General features: G+C 63.1%; 24 protein-coding genes. 22 read left to right on the forward strand and 2 right to left on the reverse strand.

The features are described from left to right. The first annotated feature begins 64 nt into the window (after positions 1-64). From FNV92_RS06475 to FNV92_RS06500, 6 genes are all read left to right on the forward strand, one after another. Positions 65-1,024, forward strand: a complete 960-nt coding sequence (locus FNV92_RS06475; RefSeq protein WP_143841659.1) for an alpha/beta hydrolase — start codon at positions 65-67, stop codon at positions 1,022-1,024. Positions 1,025-1,033: 9 nt separating this feature from the next. Continuing rightward, positions 1,034-1,930 carry an alpha/beta fold hydrolase BchO gene (bchO, locus tag FNV92_RS06480; RefSeq protein WP_143841658.1) on the forward strand — a complete coding sequence of 299 codons (897 nt, stop codon included), beginning with the start codon at positions 1,034-1,036 and terminating at the stop codon, positions 1,928-1,930. A gap of 56 nt (positions 1,931-1,986) precedes the next feature. Next, positions 1,987-3,531 (forward strand): phytoene desaturase, encoded by a 1,545-nt coding sequence (locus tag FNV92_RS06485; RefSeq protein WP_143841657.1) that lies wholly within the window; start codon positions 1,987-1,989, stop codon positions 3,529-3,531. Then, on the forward strand, positions 3,528-4,586 hold the full coding sequence (locus FNV92_RS06490; protein ID WP_143841656.1) for a phytoene/squalene synthase family protein: 1,059 nt from the start codon (positions 3,528-3,530) through the stop codon (positions 4,584-4,586). The genes FNV92_RS06485 and FNV92_RS06490 overlap by 4 nt, the downstream gene beginning before the upstream one ends. Positions 4,587-4,596: 10 nt before the next feature. Then, positions 4,597-5,499 carry an oxygen-dependent coproporphyrinogen oxidase gene (hemF, locus tag FNV92_RS06495; RefSeq protein ID WP_143841655.1) on the forward strand — a complete coding sequence of 301 codons (903 nt, stop codon included), beginning with the start codon at positions 4,597-4,599 and terminating at the stop codon, positions 5,497-5,499. A 63-nt stretch (positions 5,500-5,562) separates the two neighbouring features. Then, a complete protein-coding gene (locus FNV92_RS06500; RefSeq protein ID WP_168213328.1) occupies positions 5,563-5,709 on the forward strand; it encodes a hypothetical protein in 147 nt (48 codons plus the stop codon). 12 nt (positions 5,710-5,721) lie between these two features. Here FNV92_RS06500 and FNV92_RS06505 read toward each other — a convergent pair whose 3' ends face one another. After that, positions 5,722-6,669, reverse strand: a complete 948-nt coding sequence (locus tag FNV92_RS06505) for a hydratase (RefSeq protein WP_143846076.1) — start codon at positions 6,667-6,669, stop codon at positions 5,722-5,724. Beyond that, positions 6,582-8,114, reverse strand: coding sequence for a 1-hydroxycarotenoid 3,4-desaturase CrtD (gene crtD, locus FNV92_RS06510; protein ID WP_143841654.1), 1,533 nt, complete (start codon positions 8,112-8,114; stop codon positions 6,582-6,584). Before crtD ends, FNV92_RS06505 begins: the two co-directional genes overlap by 88 nt. Before the next feature lie 99 nt (positions 8,115-8,213). On the opposite strand from crtD, the gene FNV92_RS06515 reads away from it, so the two are divergent. The 16 genes from FNV92_RS06515 to FNV92_RS06590 all read left to right on the forward strand — a co-directional run bounded on the left by FNV92_RS06515 (position 8,214) and on the right by FNV92_RS06590 (position 23,714). Beyond that, complete coding sequence (locus tag FNV92_RS06515; protein ID WP_143841653.1) at positions 8,214-9,080, forward strand: polyprenyl synthetase family protein; 867 nt, start codon at positions 8,214-8,216, stop codon at positions 9,078-9,080. Between the two features lie 104 nt (positions 9,081-9,184). Beyond that, positions 9,185-10,294, forward strand: coding sequence for a methyltransferase (locus FNV92_RS06520; protein ID WP_143846075.1), 1,110 nt, complete (start codon positions 9,185-9,187; stop codon positions 10,292-10,294). Positions 10,295-10,381: 87 nt separating this feature from the next. Continuing rightward, complete coding sequence (gene bchC, locus FNV92_RS06525; RefSeq protein WP_143841652.1) at positions 10,382-11,323, forward strand: chlorophyll synthesis pathway protein BchC; 942 nt, start codon at positions 10,382-10,384, stop codon at positions 11,321-11,323. Beyond that, positions 11,320-12,315, forward strand: coding sequence for a chlorophyllide a reductase iron protein subunit X (locus FNV92_RS06530; RefSeq protein ID WP_143841651.1), 996 nt, complete (start codon positions 11,320-11,322; stop codon positions 12,313-12,315). Before bchC ends, FNV92_RS06530 begins: the two co-directional genes overlap by 4 nt. Positions 12,316-12,328: 13 nt before the next feature. Further along, on the forward strand, positions 12,329-13,936 hold the full coding sequence (gene bchY / locus FNV92_RS06535) for a chlorophyllide a reductase subunit Y (protein WP_143841650.1): 1,608 nt from the start codon (positions 12,329-12,331) through the stop codon (positions 13,934-13,936). Further along, the gene (bchZ, locus tag FNV92_RS06540; RefSeq protein WP_143841649.1) at positions 13,936-15,387 is read left to right on the forward strand and encodes a chlorophyllide a reductase subunit Z; all 1,452 of its coding nucleotides are present in this window, start codon (positions 13,936-13,938) and stop codon (positions 15,385-15,387) included. Before bchY ends, bchZ begins: the two co-directional genes overlap by 1 nt. Further along, the gene (locus FNV92_RS06545; protein WP_334266091.1) at positions 15,384-15,698 is read left to right on the forward strand and encodes a hypothetical protein; all 315 of its coding nucleotides are present in this window, start codon (positions 15,384-15,386) and stop codon (positions 15,696-15,698) included. The genes bchZ and FNV92_RS06545 overlap by 4 nt, the downstream gene beginning before the upstream one ends. A gap of 119 nt (positions 15,699-15,817) precedes the next feature. Next, positions 15,818-16,036, forward strand: a complete 219-nt coding sequence (gene pufB, locus FNV92_RS06550; RefSeq protein ID WP_015684466.1) for a light-harvesting antenna LH1, beta subunit — start codon at positions 15,818-15,820, stop codon at positions 16,034-16,036. 12 nt (positions 16,037-16,048) lie between these two features. Continuing rightward, entirely contained in the window at positions 16,049-16,240 is a 192-nt protein-coding gene (gene pufA / locus FNV92_RS06555; protein WP_015684467.1) for a light-harvesting antenna LH1, alpha subunit, read from the forward strand. A 120-nt stretch (positions 16,241-16,360) separates the two neighbouring features. Then, positions 16,361-17,197 carry a photosynthetic reaction center subunit L gene (gene pufL, locus FNV92_RS06560; RefSeq protein ID WP_015684468.1) on the forward strand — a complete coding sequence of 279 codons (837 nt, stop codon included), beginning with the start codon at positions 16,361-16,363 and terminating at the stop codon, positions 17,195-17,197. Positions 17,198-17,225: 28 nt separating this feature from the next. After that, complete coding sequence (pufM, locus tag FNV92_RS06565; RefSeq protein ID WP_015684469.1) at positions 17,226-18,149, forward strand: photosynthetic reaction center subunit M; 924 nt, start codon at positions 17,226-17,228, stop codon at positions 18,147-18,149. 212 nt (positions 18,150-18,361) lie between these two features. Beyond that, positions 18,362-19,789 (forward strand): transcriptional regulator PpsR, encoded by a 1,428-nt coding sequence (gene ppsR, locus FNV92_RS06570; RefSeq protein ID WP_186355498.1) that lies wholly within the window; start codon positions 18,362-18,364, stop codon positions 19,787-19,789. Then, positions 19,782-20,675: a chlorophyll synthase ChlG gene (chlG, locus tag FNV92_RS06575; RefSeq protein ID WP_143841647.1), complete on the forward strand. Its 894-nt coding sequence runs from the start codon at positions 19,782-19,784 to the stop codon at positions 20,673-20,675. Before ppsR ends, chlG begins: the two co-directional genes overlap by 8 nt. A gap of 2 nt (positions 20,676-20,677) precedes the next feature. Beyond that, positions 20,678-22,033 carry a BCD family MFS transporter gene (locus FNV92_RS06580; RefSeq protein WP_143841646.1) on the forward strand — a complete coding sequence of 452 codons (1,356 nt, stop codon included), beginning with the start codon at positions 20,678-20,680 and terminating at the stop codon, positions 22,031-22,033. Beyond that, complete coding sequence (locus FNV92_RS06585; protein ID WP_143841645.1) at positions 22,030-23,226, forward strand: geranylgeranyl diphosphate reductase; 1,197 nt, start codon at positions 22,030-22,032, stop codon at positions 23,224-23,226. The genes FNV92_RS06580 and FNV92_RS06585 overlap by 4 nt, the downstream gene beginning before the upstream one ends. Further along, positions 23,226-23,714, forward strand: coding sequence for a TspO/MBR family protein (locus FNV92_RS06590; protein ID WP_143841644.1), 489 nt, complete (start codon positions 23,226-23,228; stop codon positions 23,712-23,714). The genes FNV92_RS06585 and FNV92_RS06590 overlap by 1 nt, the downstream gene beginning before the upstream one ends. The last annotated feature ends 21 nt before the right edge of the window (positions 23,715-23,735 follow it).

Here is a 23,735-nt window from a genome sequence, read left to right on the forward strand (position 1 = left end):
ATACACTGCTGTTACGGTCTTGGCCACGGCGAGATGCGATCCGCTTTGAAGAAGGAGACTTGCGATGAGCGCAGCCGCCCCGGCGATGAATCGCGCCGCATTGCGTGGCGCGAACGAATTGCCCGCGCCGGTCTCCGGCCAGCGTCACGAGATCGGCAGTTCGGTTGGGAGGCTGACCTACTATTCGGCCAGTCCGGAAACTCCTGGCAAATTCCCACCGCTCTTGCTCATTCACAGCATCAATGCCGCGGGCTCTGCCTATGAGATCAAGCCGCTCTACGAACACTACCGCGCAAGCCGGACGGTCTACGCCCTGGAACTCCCGGGCTTCGGTCATTCGGACCGCGGAAAGCGCGAATACACCGTTCGCATGATGACGGACGCGATTCTGATCGCGATAGGCGAAATCCAGAACGATCACGGCCGCAGTCCGATTGACGCGTTGGCGGTGTCGCTGTCGTCGGAATTTCTGGCCCGTGCGATAACCGAGGCGCCGCTGGCGTTTCGCAGCGCAGCCCTGGTCAGTCCCACCGGCTTCAGGAGTAGCGACGGAAGCACGAAATGGCGCGACGGCACGCGCGGCAAGCCGTGGCTGCACGCTCTGTTCGAGTTTCCCTTGTGGAGTAAAGGCTTCTTCCGGTTGCTGACCAGCCGCGCCGGAATTCGCTACTTCCTGAACAAAACCTGGGGGTCGCGCGATATCGACGAGGGGTTGCTGGAATACGACTACCTGACGACGCGCCAGCCCGGCGCACAGCATGCGCCCTACTATTTCGTGTCGGGATTCCTGTTCAGCGAGGACATTACCCGCATCTATCACTCGCTGACACTCCCGGTCTGGATGAGCCACGGCGTGCGCGGCGATTTTGTCGACTACACCAACAAGACGCAAGTCGAGGGCCGCGCCAACTGGACCATTCGCGTGTTCTCGACCGGTGCGATGCCGCACTTCGAAGCCGAGGCCGAATTCATTGCCGCTTACGATACGTTCCTTGCCGGCGTGCCGTCGGCGTCAGCCCTATAGGGCAATGCCGTGTCCGGTCTCGTCTGGAGCCGCGATGGTGCGGACTGGCCTAACCGGAAGGCGAGTGTGTTCGTCGAAGCGGCCGGGATCCGCTGGCATGTGCAGCGGATGGGCGAGGGGCCATCGCTGCTCTTGATCCACGGCACCGGGGCCGCAACGCATTCCTGGCGCGAATTGTTGCCTTTGCTGGCCCAGCACTTCTCGGTGATTGCGCCGGATTTGCCCGGACACGGATTTACGCAATCGCCGCCGTCACATCGATTGTCGCTGCCGGGCATGGGGGCGGATATCGGCGTGCTCTTGCGCAAGCTGGAGGTCAAGCCGGAGATCACGGTCGGTCATTCCGCAGGGGCGGCGATCGCGGCGCGCATGTGTCTTGCCGGCCTCATGGCGCCGCGCCTGCTGATCGCCCTCAACGGTGCCTTCATGCCGTTCGGTGGCATCGCCAACCACCTGTTCTCGCCCCTGGCGAATCTGCTGGTGATGAATCCACTGGTGCCGCGCGTGTTCGCCTGGCAGGCCTCCCATGCCGGCGCGGTCGAGCGGTTGATTGCCAACACCGGTTCGACTATCGATCAGGAGGGGATTGAGCTCTATCGCAGGCTGGTGCGGAATCCCGCGCATGTCGCGGCCGCACTGCGGATGATGGCGAACTGGAAACTCGAACCGTTGCTGCACGATCTGCCACACTTGAAGACGGCGCTGCTGTTGGTGGCCGCCACCAATGATCGCTCGATATCGCCGGAGGTCGCGCGACAGGTTCGCGAGATTCTTCCAAACGCCGCGATCGAGCGACTACCCAGCCTCGGCCATCTCGCGCATGAGGAGCAGCCGCAACTGATCGCGCAGCTCATCTTGAAATACGCCCAAGCCTACGCCGCCGGCAAAGCGGCTCAAGAATTGTAAATTTGAATATACACTTTCAGGCTAGGCAACTGTCAATAAATAATTACAGTAGCCTCATGCTGGATTCAACCTCCGTCCGACCGTCTCTGAAGACATCGCATCGCCAGCCGCATGCGGTGGTGATCGGCAGCGGCTTTGGCGGATTGGCAGCCTCGATCCGGCTCGGCGCCAAGGGTTATCGCGTCACCGTTCTCGAGAAGCTCGATGCGCCCGGCGGCCGCGCCTACGTCTACCGGCAGGACGGCTTCACCTTCGATGCTGGACCAACCATCGTCACCGCGCCGTTTCTGTTCGAAGAATTGTGGAAGCTATGCGGACGGAAGCTGTCCGACGACGTGACGCTGGTGCCGGTGTCGCCCTTCTACCGGATTCGCTTTCAGGACGGATCGCATTTTGACTATTCCGGCGATGCTGGCGCGATGCGTGGCGAGATCGCGCGATTTTCGCCTGGTGACGTCGATGGTTACGACGCCTACATGAAAGCCAGCGAAGAGATCTTCAAGGTCGGCTTCGAGAGGCTCGGCGACGTGCCGTTCAGCAAATGGACGGATATGGCGAAGATCGCGCCTGAGATGCTGCGGCTGTCGAGCTATCGCAGTGTCTACTCGCTGGTTTCGAAGTTCTTCCGCGACCCGCGGCTGCGCGTCGTGTTCAGCTTTCATCCACTGTTGATCGGCGGCAATCCTCTCACGGCGAGCTCGATCTATTGCCTGATCGCATTTCTGGAGCGGCGCTGGGGCGTGCATTTTGCGCTTGGGGGCACCGGGCGGCTGGTCGATGGCCTGGTCAAGCTGATCGAGGGACAGGGCGGCAGGCTCTGTTGCAACCAGGAAGTCCGCGAGATCGTCGTGAACAACGGTGTTGCGAGGGGCGTACGGCTGGCCTCGGGCGAGACCATCGATGCCGATGTCGTGGTCTCCAACGCCGATTCCACATGGACGTATCGGCATCTCCTGCCTGAGTCGGCGCGATCGCGCTGGACCGACCGGCGCATCGAACGAGCTCGCTATTCCATGAGCCTGTTCGTCTGGTACTTCGGCACACGCCGTAGATACGAAGGGGTGCCACACCACACGATCCTGCTGGGGCCGCGCTACAAGCGATTGTTGACGGATATCTTCGATCGCAAGGTTCTAGCCGACGATTTCAGCCTGTATCTGCATCGCCCGACCGCAACGGATACGTCGCTCGCGCCCGACGGCTGCGACGCGTTCTACGTGCTTTCGCCTGTCCCGCATCTGCAAAGCGGAACCGACTGGAGCGTCATGGCCGAAGACTATCGCCAGGCGATTGCATATGAACTCTCCAGGACCATGCTGCCCGGTCTCGAGAACGAGATCGTCAGTTCGCGGATGCTGACGCCGCAGGATTTTCAGGACAGGCTATACTCGTTTCGCGGCGCGGCCTTTGGGCTGGAGCCGATCTTGACGCAAAGCGCGTGGTTTCGCCCGCACAACAAGAGCGAAGATATCGAAAATCTGTATCTGGTGGGCGCTGGCACGCATCCCGGAGCAGGCCTGCCCGGCGTGCTCTCCTCGGCGCGCGTCCTGGATTCTCTGGTGCCTGATGCCTCACACCTCGCAAGCTTGGTGACCGCATGACGATACGACTCGATCCCGTCGACATGGCTGCCTGCCGCGCGCTGCTCAAGGGTGGCTCCCGGACCTTCAACGCCGCCTCGAAGGTGCTGCCGCGCCGGGTCGCCGATCCTGCCATCGCGCTCTACGCGTTCTGCCGCTTGGCTGATGATGCCGTCGATCTCGGCAGCGACCGCGCGGCGGCAGTGGCGCGGCTGCGGTACCGGCTCGATCGCGCCTATCGAGAGCAGCCGATGGACCTCGCTGCTGATCGCCTGTTCGCCGATGTCGTCAAGAAATTCTGTATTCCTCGTGAGCTACCCGAAGCCCTGCTCGACGGACTGGCCTGGGATGCAGAGGTCCGCCGTTATGAGACGTTGCAGGACCTCACTGCCTATGCCGCGCGGGTTGCGGGCGCCGTCGGCGCGATGATGACGCTGGTGATGGGGCAGCGCGCGCCCGAGATCGTTGCACGTGCCTGCGATCTCGGCGTCGCGATGCAGTTTACCAACATTGCGCGTGATGTCGGCGAGGACGCCCGCGCCGGCCGGCTGTATCTGCCGCAGTCGTGGTTGCGTGAAGCGGGCATCGATCCGGACGCCTGGCTGGCGAACCCTTGCTTCACGCCTGCGGTCGCGGCGATCATACAGAGGCTGCTTCATGTGGCCGATATTTTCTACTCCCGTGCGACGCACGGGATCGTCAATCTGCCGATCGGCTGCCGCCCCGGCATCTACGCCGCCCGCGCACTTTATGCCGAAATCGGCCGCGAATTGGAGCAGGGCGGGCTGGACTCGGTGTCGAGACGCGCGGTCGTCTCGACCAGACGTAAGCTCGCGGTCTTGGCGCGGACGCTGCTCTTGCCGCAAACGGAATGGGCACCCGCGAGAGGGCTCGACGTCAAGACCGCAGATATTGAAGAGACCCGTTTCCTGGTCGAGGCTGTGGCGGCAACGCCGCTGCGCGAGAACGTCAGGCCGCGGTGGCGACCGGTCGAGGATCGCGTTGTCTGGGTAATTGACCTGTTCGAACGCCTGGAACGCCGCGATCAGCTTCAGCGTTCCGGGTCGTTCCGGTAAGGCAAGCCAGATGCGCGGCACCGATGCCATCCGGGACAACAGCAATGATCTCGCCGAACGGCGGCGTGCCGAAGCGAAAGTCTGGTTCGAATCGCTGCGCGACAGGATCTGCGCCGAGGTCGAGGTGCTGGAGCGCGAGGCGCCGGCCGACCTGTTTCCGGGGGAGCCCGCCACCTTCACCTACAAGCCGTGGCAGCGCGCGATCGGCAGTGGCGGCGGCACCGGCGGCTTCCTCAGCGATGGGAGACTGTTCGAGAAGATTGGTATCCATACGTCTTCGGCCAACGGGACGCTCACGCCTGAGATGGCCAAAACGCTGCCGGGCGACGGCATTCAACTCGACTATGTCTCCACCAGCATCAGCTTGATCATGCATCCGCGCAGCCCGCGGGTGCCGACCGTGCACATGAACACTCGGTTTCTGTCGACAGCACAGGACTGGTTTGGCGGTGGTGCGGATCTCACGCCGATGCTGCCGGAGCAGCGAACCCAGGATGCGCCGGACGCCGTGACGTTTCACGCCGCGATGAAACGCGCCTGCGACACGCACGACCCCAACTATTACGGCAAGTTCAAGCCGTGGGCGGATACCTATTTCTTCCTCCCGCACCGCGGTCAGGCGCGCGGCGTCGGCGGCATCTTCTACGATCATCTCAACACCGGCGACTACGAGAAGGATTTTGCCTTCACGCGCGACGTTGGACTTGCTTTGCTTGACGTCTATCCCCGGATCGTGCGCCGGCGGATGATGGAGCCGTGGACGGAAGCCGAGCGGGCGCAGCAGCTCGCCTGCCGTGGACTCTATGTCGAGTTCAATCTGCTGTACGACCGTGGCACCATGTTCGGACTTCAAACCGGCGGCAACATCGAGACCATTTTGAGCTCGATGCCGCCGCTGGTGAGCTGGGCGTAGCAATCGACTGAGATCAACTCTGCGTTGGAGCAATAGCTGCGAAGAGTTGCGCGGGGCGACATCATGGACAGCTATCTCGGTTTCATCGAGTTCTTCGTGGTGCTCATGTTCGGGGCAGCCTGGGGTATCCTCGAGCTGGTTTGCCGGCGGCTCGACAGACAGAAGGCAGCCGAACGCGCGAAGCAGCACAACGGGACGCAGTCGCCTTGACGCGGTCCCTTGCTACCGCAATGCGCGAGGCATACGGAATGGCAGCATGGCCTGCACGACCGGCATCTTGAAGCGATCCAGCGCGAGGCTTTCGTGCATCAAAGTCACGGGCTCGCCGAACAACTTCGCCGAGACTACAGAGCGGGCATAGAAAGGAGCATCTTCCAGCGTCTTGACGATCTTGGCGGCGCCATCGCTGTGGATGCTGCGGCCGACGCGCCAGCCCGTGCGTCTCAGATCAACCGTCGGCGGTGGCTTGAAGGCCTGCATCCGACCATTCGGATCGAAGGTCATCGCGAGGTCGCCCCTGCTGCCGTCACGGCGCTGCGCTTCGTAAAGGATCGCCGTGCCGTCCTGCATTGCGCCACGCGACCATTGCCAGTCGGAAAAGCCCTGCTCCAGTGGGGCGTCGCCGTGGTTCATGTCGAAATAGCCGTCGCCCTGCCAGCTCAGGCGCGGATGATCCAGTCGCACCTGGACGCGCGCGCATGGCGCTATCGGCCACCATTGATGATTGCCTTCCCCATTCAGCAAGAAGGCCTGCTGAGTGATCGAGGTTGGAATTAACCGGATGGTGCCGCGCAGGCGCCCGGGGATCGGAACCGAAATTTCATCGACGTTGATCGTCAGCGATTTGCCGTCCCAGCACAGATGGCTTGGGCCCACTGTGAACGTGTCCGTCGTGCGGCCGACCGCTCCGCGCGGCCGCTCCGTCATGGCCCACCGATTGCCGCCGCTTCGATAGACCGCGACATTGACGGCGCAGTGATTGAGCGGATCGGCCGGTCCCTTGCGCCGGGCGAACGCGTAATACGGTGAAAATACGCTGCCGATGAAGGCGATGATGGTGATGCCGTTCTGCCCGTCGTCGCTTAGCGCATCGACGTACCACCACGCATAGCCGTTTCGCGGAACGATCCGCGAGAAGTCAGGTCCGCGAGCAGGCTGGCTGCCGCCGATCGACCCGACAAGGCCGCCATCGGCACACCCGGTCCCGGATGAGTGCTGCCCCCCGCCAGGTACAGCCCCGGAATTTTCGTTCGTGCTCCCGGACGCTGGAAAGAGGCCGTCCATCTGTGCGAGCTGCGGCCGTACAGTGCGCCGCCCGTGGCCGGAAACATCCGGTTGAAATCCGCTGGCGTCGTTACTTGCATCGCCTGCGGCTGGATTCGCAGACCGCGGCGCTCCAGCATGCCAAATGTCCGCTGCGCGCATTGTGCCACCTCCGTTGCGTCGTAGGCATGCCGGTCGCCATTCGCGGGTGCGTTGACCAAGACCAGAAATCGCTCGGGACCGGTCGGCGCGATACCGTTGCCGCCGCGATCCTGGGCGCAGACATAGACCGTCGGCTCGCGAGGCAGCTCGCCGTGGGCGAAAATGTCGTCGAACTCAGCGGCATAGTCGTTTGAGAAAAAGACGTTGTGCCGGTGCAGCGGGAAGCCATCGGGCTTCGCGACGACACTCCATGTCATAGCTGACAGCGAGCGGGCGCGAAGCGGAATTGCCGCTGCAGCGCGACGGACGGGGGCACCGAACGCTCCGTCCGCGACGGCACCAACATCCGCATTCACGATCACGGCGTCCGCCGCAATGCGCTCGCCGCTTGCGAGCTTGACGCCGCTGGCGCGGCCGCCAGAGATCAGAACCTCGCTGACGTCTTCACCGTAGCGGATCGCAGCGCCGAAGGCGCTTGTGCAGTCCGCCAGCGTTTTCGCGAGCGCGTGCATGCCGCCGTCGATGGACCAGACGCCCTCGCGCTCGACATGCGCGACCAGCATCAGCGTCGCGGGCGCCAGGTACGGCGACGATCCGCAATAGGTCGCGTACCGTCCAAACAATTGCCGCAGCCTTGGATCGGCGAAATACTTTCCGAGCGCCGACCACATCGACGAAAATGGCTTGATCTGCGGCAATCGCATCAACCCGCGAATGCCGTCGGCGCCGATCAGTCTGCCCATGCTCGGCTGTGAGGCGCGCAGGAACGGCTTCTCGAGAATGTCGTAGATGCGCTTGGTGTCCCGACAGAAGGCGCGATATCCGTCCGCTTCCTGTGCTCCCGCAAAATCCCCGATCGCATCGACCGTGCGTTCCTGATCTGCAAAAAGATCGAGCTGGGCATGTTGGTCCCAGGCGTGTCTTGCCAAAACATCGAGTGGGCGCAGGCGGACGTGGTCCGCGAAATTCCGGCCGGCCGCCGCAAACAGTTCATCGAGGACCCAGCGCATCGTGAAGACGGTCGGACCGCTGTCGATCCGCGAGGCGCCGATTGCGATGTCGCGCATCTTGCCGCCTGGCGTGGCGGCACGTTCGAGAACAGTGACGTCGAGGCCGCGTGCTGCGAGCGCGAAGGCGGAGACAAGCCCCGCAATGCCGCTGCCGATAACGACAACACGATCTCTGGGCATCTGCACCGCTCCCGGTTGTCATTGACATGTGTCTATATTTATTTACACTCATATCGACAAGTCAAATTGACATTCCAGTGTCACGCATGGGAGCCTGCCATGGACGTCACCAGCCGAATCGAACGGGCACTGAACGACGCGATTGGCCAGGCCGAGCTTCCCGGCTGTCCGCCCCGCCTGGCGGCGGCCATGCTTTACGCGGTTTTTCCCCGCGGTGCGCGCGTGCGGCCAAGACTCTGCCACAGCGTTGCAGCGGCCTGCGGCGAGGATCATCCCGCCGCCACCGAGGCTGCCGGCGCGGCGCTCGAACTTCTGCACTGTGCCTCGCTCGTGCACGACGACCTGCCGTGCTTCGACGCTGCGGAAACACGGCGCGGCCGTCCCTCCGTGCACAAGGCGTTCGGCGAGCCGCTCGCGGTTCTCACCGGAGATGCGCTGATCGTGCTCGCATTCCAGACGCTGGCGCGTCTTCAATGCACGCCGGAGCGGCTGGCGATGCTCACCCTGACGGTGGCCAGATCCGTGGGCGTTCCCTCGGGTATCGTCGCGGGGCAAGCCTGGGAATGCGAAGACAAGATCGATCTTGTGCATTATCACCGCGCCAAGACTGGCGCACTGTTTGCCGCGGCCACCGTGGCAGGAGCTGCGTCGGCCGGCGCCGATGCCGAGCCGTGGCGGATGGTCGGGGAGAAGCTCGGCGAGGCCTATCAGGTCGCCGACGACATTCGTGACGCCGCCTCTGAGGAAGATGAGATCGGCAAGCCGGTCGGTCGCGACCTCGTGCTGGGGCGTCCCAGCGCGGTGATAGAACTCGGCCTTGATGGCGCGCTCTACCGGTTGCATGACCTGGTGCGCGGCGCGATCGATGCGATCCCGCCGTGTCCGAACGGCGCCGAATTGCGTTCGCTCATGCTCTCGGAAGCCAGGCGCCTGGTGCCAGCCAAGCTTGCCCAGTTCGCTGCGTAGCCGCCATGGCCGCGATCACGCATCGTGATGGCGGAGGTCGGACATCCGATGCGCCGCGCGGGGCGGATGTCGTCCTTTCAACTCACGGCGTATCGCGGCTGTCTTTGCATGATCGCCTGCTAGGCTGGCGCGATTGGATCCTGGCCAATCCGGGCTTTCAGCGATTTGCAGGGAGTTTTGCTCTGACGCGGCCGATCGCGCGGCGTCGGGCGAGCGCGCTGTTCGATCTCTGTGCCGGCTTCGTCTATTCGCAGGTCTTGTTTGCGTGCGTCCGTTTGAAGCTGTTCGATCAACTGGCGGATGGCCCGCTGGATTCGGCAGAGTTGGCTCTGCTCGTACCGTTGCCGGCGGATGCGACGTTGACGCTGCTCGATGCAGCGGTCTCGTTGCAATTGCTGCAGCGTCGCAGCGACGGCCGCTACGGTCTCGGATCGCTTGGCGCAGCCCTGCGGGGCAATCCCGGCGTCGCCGCCATGATCGAGCATCATGCGATGTTGTACGACGACCTGAAGGATCCGATCGCGCTGCTGCGCGGTGATGTCGGGGCGGGGCAGCTCGCCGCTTACTGGCCTTATGCAGGCAATCGCAAGGCCGCCAATCTGTCGCGTGAGGCGATCGCGCCATACACCGCATTGATGGCGATGTCGCAGCCGATGATCTCGCAGCAGGTGCTGTCGGCTTATTCCTTCCGCGGGCATCGCTGCCTGCTCGACATTGGCGGAGGCGACGGCTCCTTCATAGTCGCCGTCGCGGCACAGGCACCAAAACTGCGCTGCGTGCTGTTGGATTTGCCCGCAGTGGCCGACCAGGCCAGCGAACGTTTTCGTGCGGAGGGTCTGTCATCACGCGCGGTCGCAATTGGCGGGAGCTTCCTTGCGAACCGTCTGCCCGAGGGGGCCGATATCGTTTCGCTGGTGCGGGTGATCCATGATCACGACGACGCCGACATCATGACCCTGCTGCGCGCTGTTCACCTGGCCCTGCCACCCGACGGCACGCTTCTGATTGCCGAGCCCATCTCCGGCGTCCGCGGAGCCGAGCCGATCGGGGACGCCTACTTCGCCTTCTATCTGCTGGCGATGGGCAGCGGCCGCCCCCGGACCTTCGTGCGGCTGCGCGACATGCTCACCGAGGCTGGCTTTGTCGATATTGCGTTGCGGCCGGTCGCGATGCCGATGTTGGCGAGCGTGATCACCGCGAAAAAGCGAAATTGACGTTAATCAAACTTGACAGTCTAGATTGTAAGTCTAGCATGACAGTCGCGGAGTCCTCTCGGCTTCCGCCAAGATCGGAGTGGGGCGATGGAGACCATCGCGGTAGTTCTCAAGCAGCCGGAGCAGATCGAGCTCAATCGGCTGGCTTTGACTCCTCCGACCGCCGACGACGTCGTCGTCGATGTCGACTGGAGCGGCGTCAGCACCGGCACAGAAAGGTTGCTCTGGTCGGGCCGGATGCCTCCGTTTCCGGGCATGGGATATCCGCTGGTGCCCGGCTACGAGTCGGTCGGGCATGTCGTCGAAGCGGGATCTGCCACGGACCTGCATCCTGGCCAGCGGGTCTTCGTTCCCGGCGCAAAGTGTTTTGGCGAAGTGCGCGGGCTGTTCGGGGCTTCCGCGTCGCGCCTGGTGGTGGCCGCAAAGCGCGTGGTGCCGCTCGATCAGAACCTAGGCGAACGTGGAATTCTGCTGGCGTTGGCGGCGACGGCCTATCACGCCATTGCCGCGCGCGGCGCCTCGGCACCGGACTGCATTGTAGGTCATGGCGTGCTGGGGCGGCTGCTAGCGCGCATCTCACTTGCGGTTCGCAACGAGCCGCCGACCGTCTGGGAGAAAAATCCGGCGCGCATCGGGGGCGCGGTTGACTACGGCGTGATCGATCCCGAGCATGATACGCGGCGCGACTACAAGAGCATCTACGATGTCAGCGGCGATGCCGGCCTGCTCGATTCCCTGATTGGCCGCATCGCGCCCGGCGGCGAGATCGTGCTGGCTGGATTCTACAGCGAGCGACTGTCCTTTGCGTTCCCGCCCGCATTCATGCGTGAGGCGCGGCTCCGCGTTGCCGCGGAGTGGCAGCCGTCCGATCTCGTCGCCATCAAGACGCTGATCGAATCGGGGCGGCTCTCGCTCGACGGCCTGATCACCCACCACCGCGACGCACAGGATACCTCGAACGCTTATCGCGTCGCGTTCGAGGATCCGGCGTGCCTGAAAATGGTCCTGAACTGGAGTTCGCTCTCATGAATGTCGTGCCAACCATCAACATGAAGGACGCTCTGCGGGCTGAGGCGTTAATCGAGCCGGACGCGCCGGTGACGACGCCGGCGACCAAGGAAACCCAGATCATCGCCATCTACGGCAAGGGCGGAATCGGCAAGAGTTTTACGCTGGCCAACCTGTCCTACATGATGGCGCAACAGGGCAAGAAAGTGCTGCTGATCGGCTGCGACCCGAAGAGCGATACCACGTCGCTGCTGTTCGGCGGCCGCGCCTGTCCGACCATCATCGAGACGTCGTCGAAGAAGAAACTCGCCGGTGAGGAGGTCAAGATCGGCGACGTCTGCTTCAAGCGCGACGGCGTGTTCGCGATGGAGCTCGGTGGTCCCGAGGTCGGTCGCGGCTGCGGCGGGCGTGGCATCATCCATGGCTTCGAATTGCTCGAGAAGCTCGGCTTCCACGAGTGGGGATTCGATTACGTGCTGCTCGACTTCCTCGGCGACGTGGTCTGCGGCGGCTTCGGCCTCCCGATCGCGCGCGACATGTGCCAGAAGGTCATCGTCGTCGGCTCCAATGACCTGCAGTCGCTCTACGTCGCCAACAACGTCTGCTCGGCAGTCGAATATTTCCGCAAGCTCGGCGGCAATGTCGGCGTCGCCGGCATGGTCATCAACAAGGACGACGGCACCGGCGAGGCGGCCGCGTTCGCCAAGACGGTCGGCATCCCCGTTCTCGCGGCGATCCCGGCCGATGACGATATCCGCAAGAAGAGCGCGAATTACGAGATCATCGGCCTGCCTGGCGGGCAATGGAGTTCTCTTTTCGAGCAGCTCGCCACCAATGTCGGCCTGGCGCCGCCGGTGCGCCCCGCGCCGCTGACACAGGATGGTCTGCTCGGCCTGTTCAAGGGCGAAGTCGTCGGCCGCGGCGTGGTGCTCGAGCCCGCGACCATGGAGGATATGTGCGGCAAGTCGGTCGTCGACAAGCCGTCCCTCGAAGTCGTCTACGACGCGGCGTGATGCGGAGCGCAACATGAACGTCATCCTGCCGCGATATGCTGGGGCGATAGCCGAGTCTGTCGTGAACGAGCCGGTCGAACTCGACGCGACCGCGATGGATGCCGTCGTTGCCCCGCCTGCCGTCAACGCGGCAGCGACGGAAAGCGACGGCCTCGGCTGTCATGCCGGTGCTGCCGAACTCAAGGCGGCCGCCAGCGCTGCGGGAAAGAGCGACATTCTCGATCGCTATGCCGCCGACTATCCCAAGGGTCCGCACGATCAGCCGCAGAGCATGTGCCCGGCATTCGGTTCGCTCCGTGTGGGCCTGCGAATGCGGCGCACCGCGACGATCCTGTCCGGCTCGGCTTGTTGCGTCTATGGCCTGACCTTCACTTCACACTTCTACGGAGCGCGGCGGACCGTTGGCTACGTTCCCTTCAACTCGGAGACGCTGGTTACCGGCAAGCTGTTCGAGGATATTCGCGAAGCCGTTTTCAAGCTCGCGGATCCCGCGCTGTACGATACCATCATCATCACCAATCTCTGTGTGCCGACAGCGTCCGGCGTTCCGCTCGATTTGTTGCCGGACGAAATCAACGGCGTGCGCATCATCGGCATCGACGTTCCAGGCTTTGGTGTGCCGACCCATGCCGAGGCCAAGGACGTGTTGGCGGCGGCGATGCTCGAATATGCCCGCAAGGAAGTGGAGCAGGGTCCGGTACAGGCGCCGCGCGGCGGCAAGAGCGAACACCCGACAGTCACTCTGGTCGGCGAAATGTTTCCTGCCGACCCTGTCGGCATTGGTATGATGCTGGAGCCGCTCGGTCTCGCGGCCGGTCCGGTGGTGCCGACGCGCGAGTGGCGCGAGCTCTATGCCGCGCTGGACGGCTCTGTGATTGCCGCGATCCATCCGTTCTACACGGCGAGCTTCCGCCAGTTCGAACTGGCCGGCCGCAAGATCGTAGGCTCCGCGCCGGTCGGGCATGACGGTACCGAAGCCTGGCTCGAATCCATTGGCAACGCTTGCAACGTCGCGCGGGACAAGATCGATGCCGCCAAGAACCGCTTCCTGCCGATGATCAAGGCCGCGCTGGCGGCCAAGCCGGTAGACGCGCGGATCACTGTCTCTGGCTACGAAGGGTCCGAACTGCTCGTCGCGCGGCTCCTCATCGAGAGCGGCGCACGCGTGCCCTATGTCGGCACGGCCTGCCCGAAGACGCAATGGTCGGACGCTGATCGTGAGTGGCTGGAAGCCAGGGGCACGCGGGTTCAGTACCGCGCATCGCTGGAGAAGGATCTGGCTGCTGTCGGCGAGTTCAAGCCCGATCTGGCCATCGGCACCACGCCGATCGTGCAGAAGGCCAAACAGCTCGCGATCCCGGCGCTGTATTTCACCAATTTGATTTCGGCGCGTCCGTTGTTCGGCGTCGCGGGTGCCGGATCTCTCGCGCAGGTCGTCAACGCCGCGCTCGCCAATCAGAGCCGCTTCGAGGAGATGAAGGAATTCTTCGGCGATGTCGGAGAAGGCCACGCCGCCGGCGTCTGGGAAGATACGCCGAAGGACAATGTGGCGTTTCGGGAGAAATACAAGAAGCAGATCGAAGCCCAGGCCAAGAAGCGCAGAGCCGAGGAGATGATCTGATGCTGGTCCTGGATCATGATCGCGCGGGTGGCTATTGGGGCGCTGTCTACGCCTTCACCGCGGTGAAGGGCATGCAGGTCATCATCGACGGACCTGTCGGCTGCGAGAATTTGCCGGTCACGTCTGTGCTGCACTATACCGACGCGCTTCCGCCGCACGAGTTGCCGATCGTGGTGACGGGCCTGGGCGAGGAAGAGCTCGGGCAGACCGGCACCGAAGGCGCGATGAAGCGCGCACACCGGGTGCTCGATCCCTATCTGCCCGCTGTTGTGGTCACCGGCTCGATTGCCGAAATGATCGGGGGCGGCGTGACGCCGGAGGGAACCAACATAAAGCGCTTCCTTCCGCGCACCATCGACGAAGACCAGTGGCAGAGCGCTGACCGCGCCATCGTCTGGCTCTGGAAGGAATACGGAGTCAAGAAGATTCCCGAGCGTAAGCCGCGCGCAGAGGGTGTCAAACCCCGCGTCAATATCATCGGGCCGATCTACGGCACCTTCAATATGCCCTCCGATCTCGCCGAGATCCGCCGGCTGATCGAGGGCATCGGCGCCGACGTCAACATGGTGTTCCCGCTCGGAAGCCACCTCGCCGACATTCCCAAGCTGGTGAACGCCGACGTCAACGTCTGCATGTACCGGGAGTTCGGCCGTATGCTGTGCGAGGCGCTCGAGCGGCCGTATCTGCAGGCGCCGATTGGTCTTCACTCCACCACCAGATTCCTGCGCAAGCTTGGCGAAATGCTGGGCCTCGATCCCGAGCCGTTCATCGCACGCGAGAAGCACACCACCATCAAGCCGCTTTGGGATCTGTGGCGATCGGTGACCCAGGACTTTTTCGGCACGGCCAGCTTCGCCATCGTCGCCAACGAGACCTATGCACGCGGCGTCAGGAATTTCCTTGAAAGGGAGATGGGCCTGCCATGCACTTTCTCCTTCTCGCGGAAAGCGGGCCTCAAGCCGGACAACGATGCCGTACGATCTGCGGTGCGCGAGAAGCCGCCGCTGATCCTGTTCGGCAGCTACAACGAGCGCATGTACCTGGCCGAGGCGGGTGGCCGGGCGATCTATTTGCCGGCGTCTTTCCCGGGCGCGGTGATCCGCCGTCACACCGGCACGCCGTTCATGGGCTATTCGGGCGCGACCTATCTCGTTCAGGAAGTCTGCAACGCGCTGTTCGACGCGCTGTTCAATATCCTGCCGTTGGCGGCCGATCTCGACCGCGTCGACCCGACGCCGGCCCGACTGCACGAGGAAATTCTCTGGAGCGACGAGGCCAAAGCACTCCTCGATGAGGTGCTTGAAGCCCATCCGGTGCTGGTGCGTATCTCGGCGGCCAAGCGGCTGCGCGATGCCGCCGAGAGCGGCGCGCGCCAGGCTGGCGAAGCGCGCGTTACCACGGATTTCGTGACCAGGGCCCGCGCGGCACTCACGAGTGGAGCGCCAGCATGAGAATGAGCGAAGCCGGCTTGTTTCCGGTGATTCCGTATCTGCACCTGAAGGACGATAAGCGGGAGGTAGTGTCGATGTCCGATTATGCTTATGGCGATCGAACGAAAGCGCACGGCGAGAACAGGACCAGCGAATCCCAAGTGGTGTTTGGCGCCTGCTACGTGGCCTTCCTGTTGCGGGCTGCGCTCTCACGGCTGACGCCTTGGCGTAAACGAGCGGCCTTCGACCATTCCAGGAATCGCGAGTCGATCTTCGCGGAGGCCCGCAGTGCTGCCGGCACGATCGTGACGTCATCGTTCATGGGACTGTAACCGGGATTCCGTCCGGCCGGTTGCCGGGCGGATAACTGCCGTATCGATGGATTCGGCAATCGCTGTCGCCCACGCTCGGGCGGCGAACGGCCGCAAGGCCATCACTAGGAGGATACCAAATGAAGGACGGTTCCTTATCGGGGCTATCCGAAGCTGAAGCCAAGGAATTCCACTCGATATTCATGACGAGCTTCCTGCTCTTCACGGCTGTCGCAGTGGTTGCCCATATCCTCGCCTGGATGTGGCGTCCCTGGTTGCCCGGCCCGGGCGGCTACAAGACGACGGCGGTGGATAGCATCCAGCACGTCGCCAGCGTCGCCCTTTCGTATCTGACATAAAGGGAGGCAATCATGTGGCGAATTTGGCTTCTGTTCGATCCGCGCCGTGCCTTGGTCGCGCTCTTCACGTTCCTGTTCGGACTGGCGATCGTGATCCACTTCATCCTGCTCTCGACCGACCGGTTCAACTGGTTAGACGGGCCGCGCAAGGCGAAGACGTCAGAGATCACTCTGCCGTACACACCACCAAGCATGCCGTCCTGACGGCATGACGAAATGCGTACCGGAACGGACGAGGCAGGATCGAGCGGCCCGTCTCGTCCGCTTCCGGTAGCGACCCGGAGATGATGGTCACGCTGGCTTTCGCAGGCGGAGGAACGAACGATGGCAATGCTCAGCTTTGAAAGAAAATATCGCGTTCGCGGCGGAACGCTCATCGGTGGCGACCTGTTCGACTTCTGGGTCGGCCCGTTCTACGTCGGGTTCTTCGGGGTCACGACGGTGTTCTTCTCGTTCGTCGGCATCGCGATGATCCTCTGGAACACTGCGCTCGGACCCACCTGGAATCTCTGGCAGATCAGCGTGAACCCACCGGACGTCAAGTACGGCTTGTCTTTCGCCCCGCTGCAGGAAGGCGGCATCTGGCAAATCGTCACGATCTGCGCGCTCGGAGCCTTCGTCTCCTGGGCGCTGCGCGAGGTCGAGATCTGCCGCAAGCTCGGGATCGGCTACCATGTGCCGTTCGCCTTCGGCTTTGCCATCTTCGCCTATTTCACCCTGGTGGTGATCCGGCCGGTGCTGATGGGCTCGTGGAGCTACGGCTTCCCCTATGGCATCATCACCCATCTCGATTGGGTTTCGAACACCGGATACCAATACGGTAACTTCCACTACAACCCCGCGCACATGATCGCGATCACGTTCTTCTTCACGACGTGCCTGGCGCTGGCGCTGCACGGCGGCCTGATCCTGTCATCGACCAATCCCGACAAGGGCGAAGCTGTGAAAACGCCCGAGCACGAGAACACTATGTTCCGGGATCTGATAGGCTATTCGGTCGGCACCATCGGCATCCATCGCGTCGGACTGTTCATCGCGCTGTCCGCGGTGTTCTTCAGCGCGGTCTGCATCGTGATCAGCGGGCCGTTATGGTCGGAAGGCAATGCCTGGTCCGAGTGGTGGAACTGGTGGCGTAATCTTCCAATCTGGTCCTCCAACTAATTCCGGTCATCAGAGAGAGTCCTGAGCCATGGCCCAATATCAAAATTTCTTCACGCAGGTGCAGGTGCGCAGCACCATCTACCCCGGCATCCCGATTCAGCCGGGAATATGGGTTCGTACCAGTGAGGGCCGGTTCAACTACTGGCTCGGAAAGATCGGCGACGCCCAGGTTGGCCCGGTCTATCTCGGATTTCTCGGATTGGCCTCCATCGCCTGCGGAATCGTCGCGATCGAGATCATCGGCCTCAATATGATGGCCTCGGTGAACTGGAGCCCGATCGAATTCGTCAGGCAGCTGCCCTGGCTTTCGCTGGAGCCTCCAAAGCCCGAATACGGCATCAGCTTTCCGCCCTTGCAGGAAGGCGGCTGGTGGTTGATGGCCGGCTTCTTCCTCACCACCTCGATCCTGTTGTGGTGGGGACGCACGTATCGGCGGGCGCGGGCGCTCGGCATGGGCACGCACGTGTCGTGGGCCTTCGCTGCGGCGATCTGGCTCTATCTTGTGCTTGGCTTCATCCGGCCCCTGCTGATGGGACACTTCAGCGAAGCCGTTCCCTTCGGGATATTCCCGCATCTCGACTGGACCAACAATTTCTCGATCACGCACGGTAACCTTTTCTACAATCCGTTCCACATGCTCTCGATCGCGTTCCTGTATGGCTCGGCGCTGCTGTTCGCCATGCACGGTGCGACGATCCTGGCGGTCAGCCGCTACGGCGGCGAGCGCGAGATCGAGCAGATCGTCGATCGTGGCACGGCACTGGAGCGGGCGGCGCTGTTCTGGCGCTGGACCATGGGCTTCAACGCGACGGCGGAATCGATCCATCGCTGGGCCTGGTGGTTTGCTGTGCTCTGCCCGCTCACGGGCGGCATCGGGATCCTGCTCTCCGGCACCGTAGTCGACAACTGGTTCGACTGGGGCGTCAAGCACGGCCTGGCACTGCCGCGGTAATTCATTTGAAGATCTGGCGCGCGCCGGATTGCAACATGACGCTGCGGCGCGCGCACGCTTTCATCGTCTTCCCGGCTCGGCCGTCCGAGACGACGCGGCGGCATACGGCCTGATCCGGGCTTCGTGCGTCAATCGTCCGCCAACAAAAAACGGGTTCGAGGAACGCTAGGTGAGAGATCACAGGTTGTTGGAGGATATTTGCCCTGGTTCAGGTGTTCAAATCTCCGAAGGAGTCGCTGGGGAATCTCGGCGCATTGCCGGCCGCGAACCTGATCGCGGCAGCCAGCGACGTCGCCGTGATCGTTGACGGCGAGGGGGTCATTCGCGATGTCGCCTTCAACAAGGAGGATCTGTCGCTCGAACTCGACGCCCACGGCCGCTGGCTCGGTTCGAGGCTGGCCGAAATCGTTACCTCCGAAACCAGCACGAAGGCCAAGGAGCTGCTCCAGGACGCGATGAGCCGAAAATTATCGATCTGGCGTCAGGTGAACCATCCGTCACCCGGAGGCGCGGATATTCCCGTGCTTTATTCGGCCGTCAACATCGGACGCGACGATCGTTTTGTCGTGGTCGGTCGCGACTTACGTCCGCTCGCAGCGATGCAACAGCGGCTCGTCAATGCCCAGCAATCGATGGAGCGCGACTACGTCCGGCTGCGCCACGCCGAAACGCGCTATCGATTGCTGTTCCAGCTATCGTCGGAAGCCGTCATGATCGTTGATGCCTCCAGCAATGCGATCCTCGAGATCAATCCGGCTGCGCTGGCGCTGCTCGACGAGAGCGCGCCGCAGGTTCTGAAATCGAATATCTCCTCGCATTTCGATGCAGCAGACGTGGAGCCGGTTCAAACCTTGCTGTCTAATGTTCGTGCCACAGGTCGTGACGGCAACATCCGTGCCCGGCTTGCGAAAGGGGACAGGGAGTGTTTTGTCGCCGCATCCCAGTTCCGGCAGGAGAATACGACTCTATTTTTGGTCCGCCTGTCGTCGCAGCAGACGCCGGCGCAAGCCGGCGCGCTGACGGCAACATCGAGCTTGCTGGAATATTTCGACGCCGCCCCCGACGCATTGGTCATCACCGGGCCTGACGGCCGCATCGTCAAGGCGAATCCGGCCTTCACCGAGATGGCGCAACTCGGCAGCGCTGAGCAGTCGCGCGGCGAATCGCTGGATCGCTGGCTCGGACGTGCCGGTGTCGACTTCGCGGTGGCGTTCGCCAATCTTCGCCAGACCGGTTCGATCAAGCTGTTCTCGACCTCGTTGCGCGGGGAACATGGCGCGACGACGGATGTCGAGGTCTCGGCGGCATCTCTGATCCACGACGACCGCAAGCAGGGTTTCGGCTTCGCGATCCGGAATGTCGAGAAGCGTCTTTCGGCATCGCCGTCCTCGGCCAGCGAGCTCCCGCGGTCTGTCGCTCAACTAACCGAGCGGATCGGACGTGTTCCGCTACGCGATCTCGTGCGCGAGGCGACCGACGTCATTGAAAAGCTCTCTATCGAAGCTGCTCTCGAATTGACCGGCGACAATCGCGCGTCGGCTGCGGAAATGCTCGGCCTCAGCCGTCAGAGCCTCTACGTCAAGCTCCGGCGGTTTGGGCTTGCCGAGCACGCGGGCGAAGGGGAGGTCGAAGATGACTAGTGCCGTTGTCAGTCATCCCGCACCGTCGGTCGTTGTCGAACTGCTGAAGCCAATTACCTGGTTTCCGCCAATGTGGGCCTTGGGATGCGGGATCGTTTCATCTGGCGTTTCGCCGGGCCAGCATTGGCCGGTGATCATCGCCGGCATACTGCTGGCAGGACCGATGGTCTGCGGCACCAGCCAGGCCGTGAACGACTGGTACGACAGGCATGTCGATGCCATCAACGAGCCTGGCCGGCCGATTCCGTCGGGACGCATCCCCGGTCGCTGGGGGCTCTACATCGCGCTCGTGTGGACGGTGCTGTCTTTGCTGCTTGCGACCACGCTTGGCACATGGGGCTTTGTCGCCGCCATCGTCGGCCTCGTGCTGGCCTGGGCCTACAGCGCGCCGCCGATCCGACTCAAGCAGAACGGCTGGTGGGGCAACGCGGCGTGTGGTCTCTGTTATGAAGGCCTGCCCTGGTTCACGGGAGCTACTGTCATGAGCGCATCCGCTCCCGACTGGCGCATCGTCTTGATCGCGCTGCTCTACAGCATCGGCGCCCACGGCATCATGACGCTCAACGATTTCAAGTCGGTCGAGGGCGACAAGCGGATGGGGATCGATTCACTTCCCGTGCTGCTCGGCGTCGGCAATGCCGCCCGCTTCGCCTGTGTGGTGATGGCAGTGCCCCAGGTGGTTGTCGTGACACTTCTGCTGGCATGGCAGCGCCCACTCTATGCGGCAGCGGTCGGCGTCTTGCTCTTTGCACAATTATTCCTGATGGCCCATTTCCTCAGGAGCCCTCGCGAGCGAGCCCCCTGGTACAACGGCACCGGGATCAGCTGCTATGTTGTCGGCATGCTCGTCAGCGCCTTTGCGCTGGCGGCACTGAAAGCGAGCTGACCATGAACAACCCGGTTCTTTCATGGTTGGGCATCGTCAGGCTGGGCCTGGTGCAGACCGGGCTCGGCGCGATCGTGGTCCTGACGACATCGACGCTGAACAGGGTGATGGTGGTCGAGCTGGCGATGCCGGCGATGCTGCCGGGGGCGCTCGTCGCCATTCACTATGCTCTTCAGGTCTTCCGTCCGGCATGGGGCCATGGCTCGGATCTCGGGGCGCGGCGGACGCCGTGGATTGTCGGCGGTATGGCCGTGCTCGCAACCGGCGGATTGATGGCGGCGGTGGCGACGGCCTGGATGACGACGCATCCCCTGTTCGGCATCGCGCTTGCTGTGATCGCCTTCTCCTTGATCGGCGTGGGCGTTGGCGCCGCTGGTACGTCGTTGCTGGTGCTGCTTGCGAAGCGCACGGACAACAATCGCCGCGCGGCCGCAGCGACCATCGTTTGGGTGATGATGATCGCGGGCTTCATCGTGACCACGGGTATGGCGGGCCATTTGCTCGATCCGTTTTCCCCGGCGAGACTGATCGTCGTATCGGGATCGGTATCTGTGGCGGCGATGGTCCTGACCATCATCGGCGTGTGGGGCGTCGAAGGAGGGCAGGTTACCAGCGTACAGCCCGTTTCGAACCGGTCGCAGCGCCAGGCATCGTTCCGCGAAGCCTTCATGGAAGTCTGGACCGAACCAAGATCACGGCGGTTCGCGATCTTCGTCTTTGTCTCGATGCTGGCCTATAGCGCGCAGGATCTGATCCTCGAGCCGTTTGCTGGCGCGGTGTTCGGCTTCACGCCGGGCGAGACGACGAAGCTTTCGGGCGTGCAGCATGCTGGCACGTTGATCGGCATGGCCATGGTGCCGTTGATCGGCGCCATCTATCCGCGATCTCGCGGCAACCTGCAGATCTGGACCATCGGTGGGTGCCTCGCATCGGCGATCGCGCTGTTGTGTTTGGCGGCCGCGGCCGTCGTCGGGCCGTCCTGGCCGTTGCGTGAGACCGTGTTCATGCTCGGCGTCACCAATGGGGCCTACGCCGTGGCGGCGATCGGCTCGATGATGGCGCTGGTCGGAGCAGGCGGCGAGACGCGCGAAGGCGTCCGCATGGGCCTGTGGGGCGCGGCGCAAGCGTTCGCATTCGGGATCGGTGGATTCCTGGGAACGCTGGCCAGCGATGTCGCCCGCTACATCCTGACGTCAGCGGCACTGTCTTATTCCGCGGTGTTCGCATCCGAGGCAGGATTATTCGTCGCTGCCGCCGTGATGGCCATTTGGGTTCATCGCGCTCCGGCAAGGGACGCGATGCAGCAGCGCTTTTTCGATTCGCCGGCTACCGCTATCGCAGGAGGAGCGCGGTCATGACCAGTTCGGAGATTTTCGATGTCGTTGTGGTTGGCGGAGGGCCGTCCGGCGCGACGGCCGCGCACGATCTTGCAAAGCTCGGGCGAAGCGTGTTGTTGCTAGACCGTGCCGGGCGCATCAAGCCGTGCGGCGGCGCGATCCCGCCGCGGCTGATCCGCGACTTCGACATCCCCGATCATCTGCTGGTCGCACACGTCAACTCCGCCCGAATGGTGTCGCCATCGGACCAGCAGGTCGACATGCCCATCGACGGCGGCTTTGTCGGCATGGTCGACCGCGATGTGTTCGACGAATGGTTACGGACGCGCGCCGCCGAAGCCGGCGCACAACGGCGAATTGGCCTGTTCAAGCGTTTCGAACGCGATAAAACAGGCGCCACCATCGTCCATTATGAGGAACGCTCTGCCGATGGGACTTCGATGGAAAGCACGGTTCGAGCCCGCGCGCTGATCGGCGCCGACGGTGCCTTGTCAGCCGTGGCACGACAATGCCTGCCCGGTGCTGATCGGCAGCCTTATGTGTTTGCCTATCACGAGATCGTCCGCGCGCCGCCGGCGGCGTCCAGCTTCGACGGCACGCGTTGCGACGTCTATTACCGCGGCAGCGTGTCTCCCGACTTCTACGGTTGGGTCTTCCCGCATGGCGACACCGTCAGCGTCGGAACGGGGTCGGCCCGCAAGGGATTTTCATTGCGGGAATCGGTTGGCAGCTTGCGTGACGTTGCGGGGCTTGGAACATCCGAGACGATTCGCCGCGAAGGCGCCCCGATTCCGTTGCACCCGTTGCCGCGATGGGATGATGGGCATAGCGTGTTGCTCGCCGGCGATGCAGCGGGTGTCGTCGCTCCCGCCTCGGGCGAGGGCATTTACTATGCGATGATCGGCGGACGCCTGTCGGCGGAGGCGGTCGACGAGTTTCTGGAGACTGGCGATGCCAAGGCACTGCGCAATGCGCGGAAGCGCTTCATGCGGCTCCACGGTGTCGTGTTCTGGATTCTCGGCGTGATGCAGTGGTACTGGTATTCGAACGACCGTCGCCGCGAACGGTTCGTCAGTATTTGCCGTGATCGCGACGTCCAGAAGCTGACGTGGGATGCCTACATGAACAAGGAACTGGTTCGCGCCAAGCCGGTCGCCCATGTGCGCATCTTCTTCAAGAACCTTGCCCACATGGCAGGGCTGGCATCGGCGTAATGGCCGCGCGCGGCAGTTTCTGGAAGCCGGTGCTGATCGCGGCTTCCGTTGCGATCTTCATTGCGGTGCTCGGCGGCACGCTGACAGACACCGGGGTCTGGTATCAGAGCCTCATCAAGCCGTCCTGGCAGCCGCCAGACTGGCTGTTCGGTCCGGCATGGACCCTGATCTTCGCGCTGGCTACAATCTCAGCGGTCTATGCTTGGCGCAACGCGGATGGCCGTACGCAACGGGAATGGGTGATCGCGCTGTTTGCCCTGAATGGATTTCTCAATGTGTTGTGGAGCACATTGTTCTTCGCGTTGAAACGTCCCGATTGGGCGCTGATCGAGGTGGCGTTCCTATGGCTCTCGATTCTGTTGCCGATCATCGCGTTCTGGCGCTTCGCAAGGCCCGCGAGCCTTTATCTAGTGCCTTATCTGCTGTGGGTGTCGTTCGCCGCATTTCTAAACCTCACGGTCGTACGCCTCAATGCACCGTTTACATGACGAACGGTTGCCAGGATCGCC

This window comes from Bradyrhizobium cosmicum, assembly GCF_007290395.2.
GTDB classification, from domain to species: domain Bacteria; phylum Pseudomonadota; class Alphaproteobacteria; order Rhizobiales; family Xanthobacteraceae; genus Bradyrhizobium; species Bradyrhizobium cosmicum.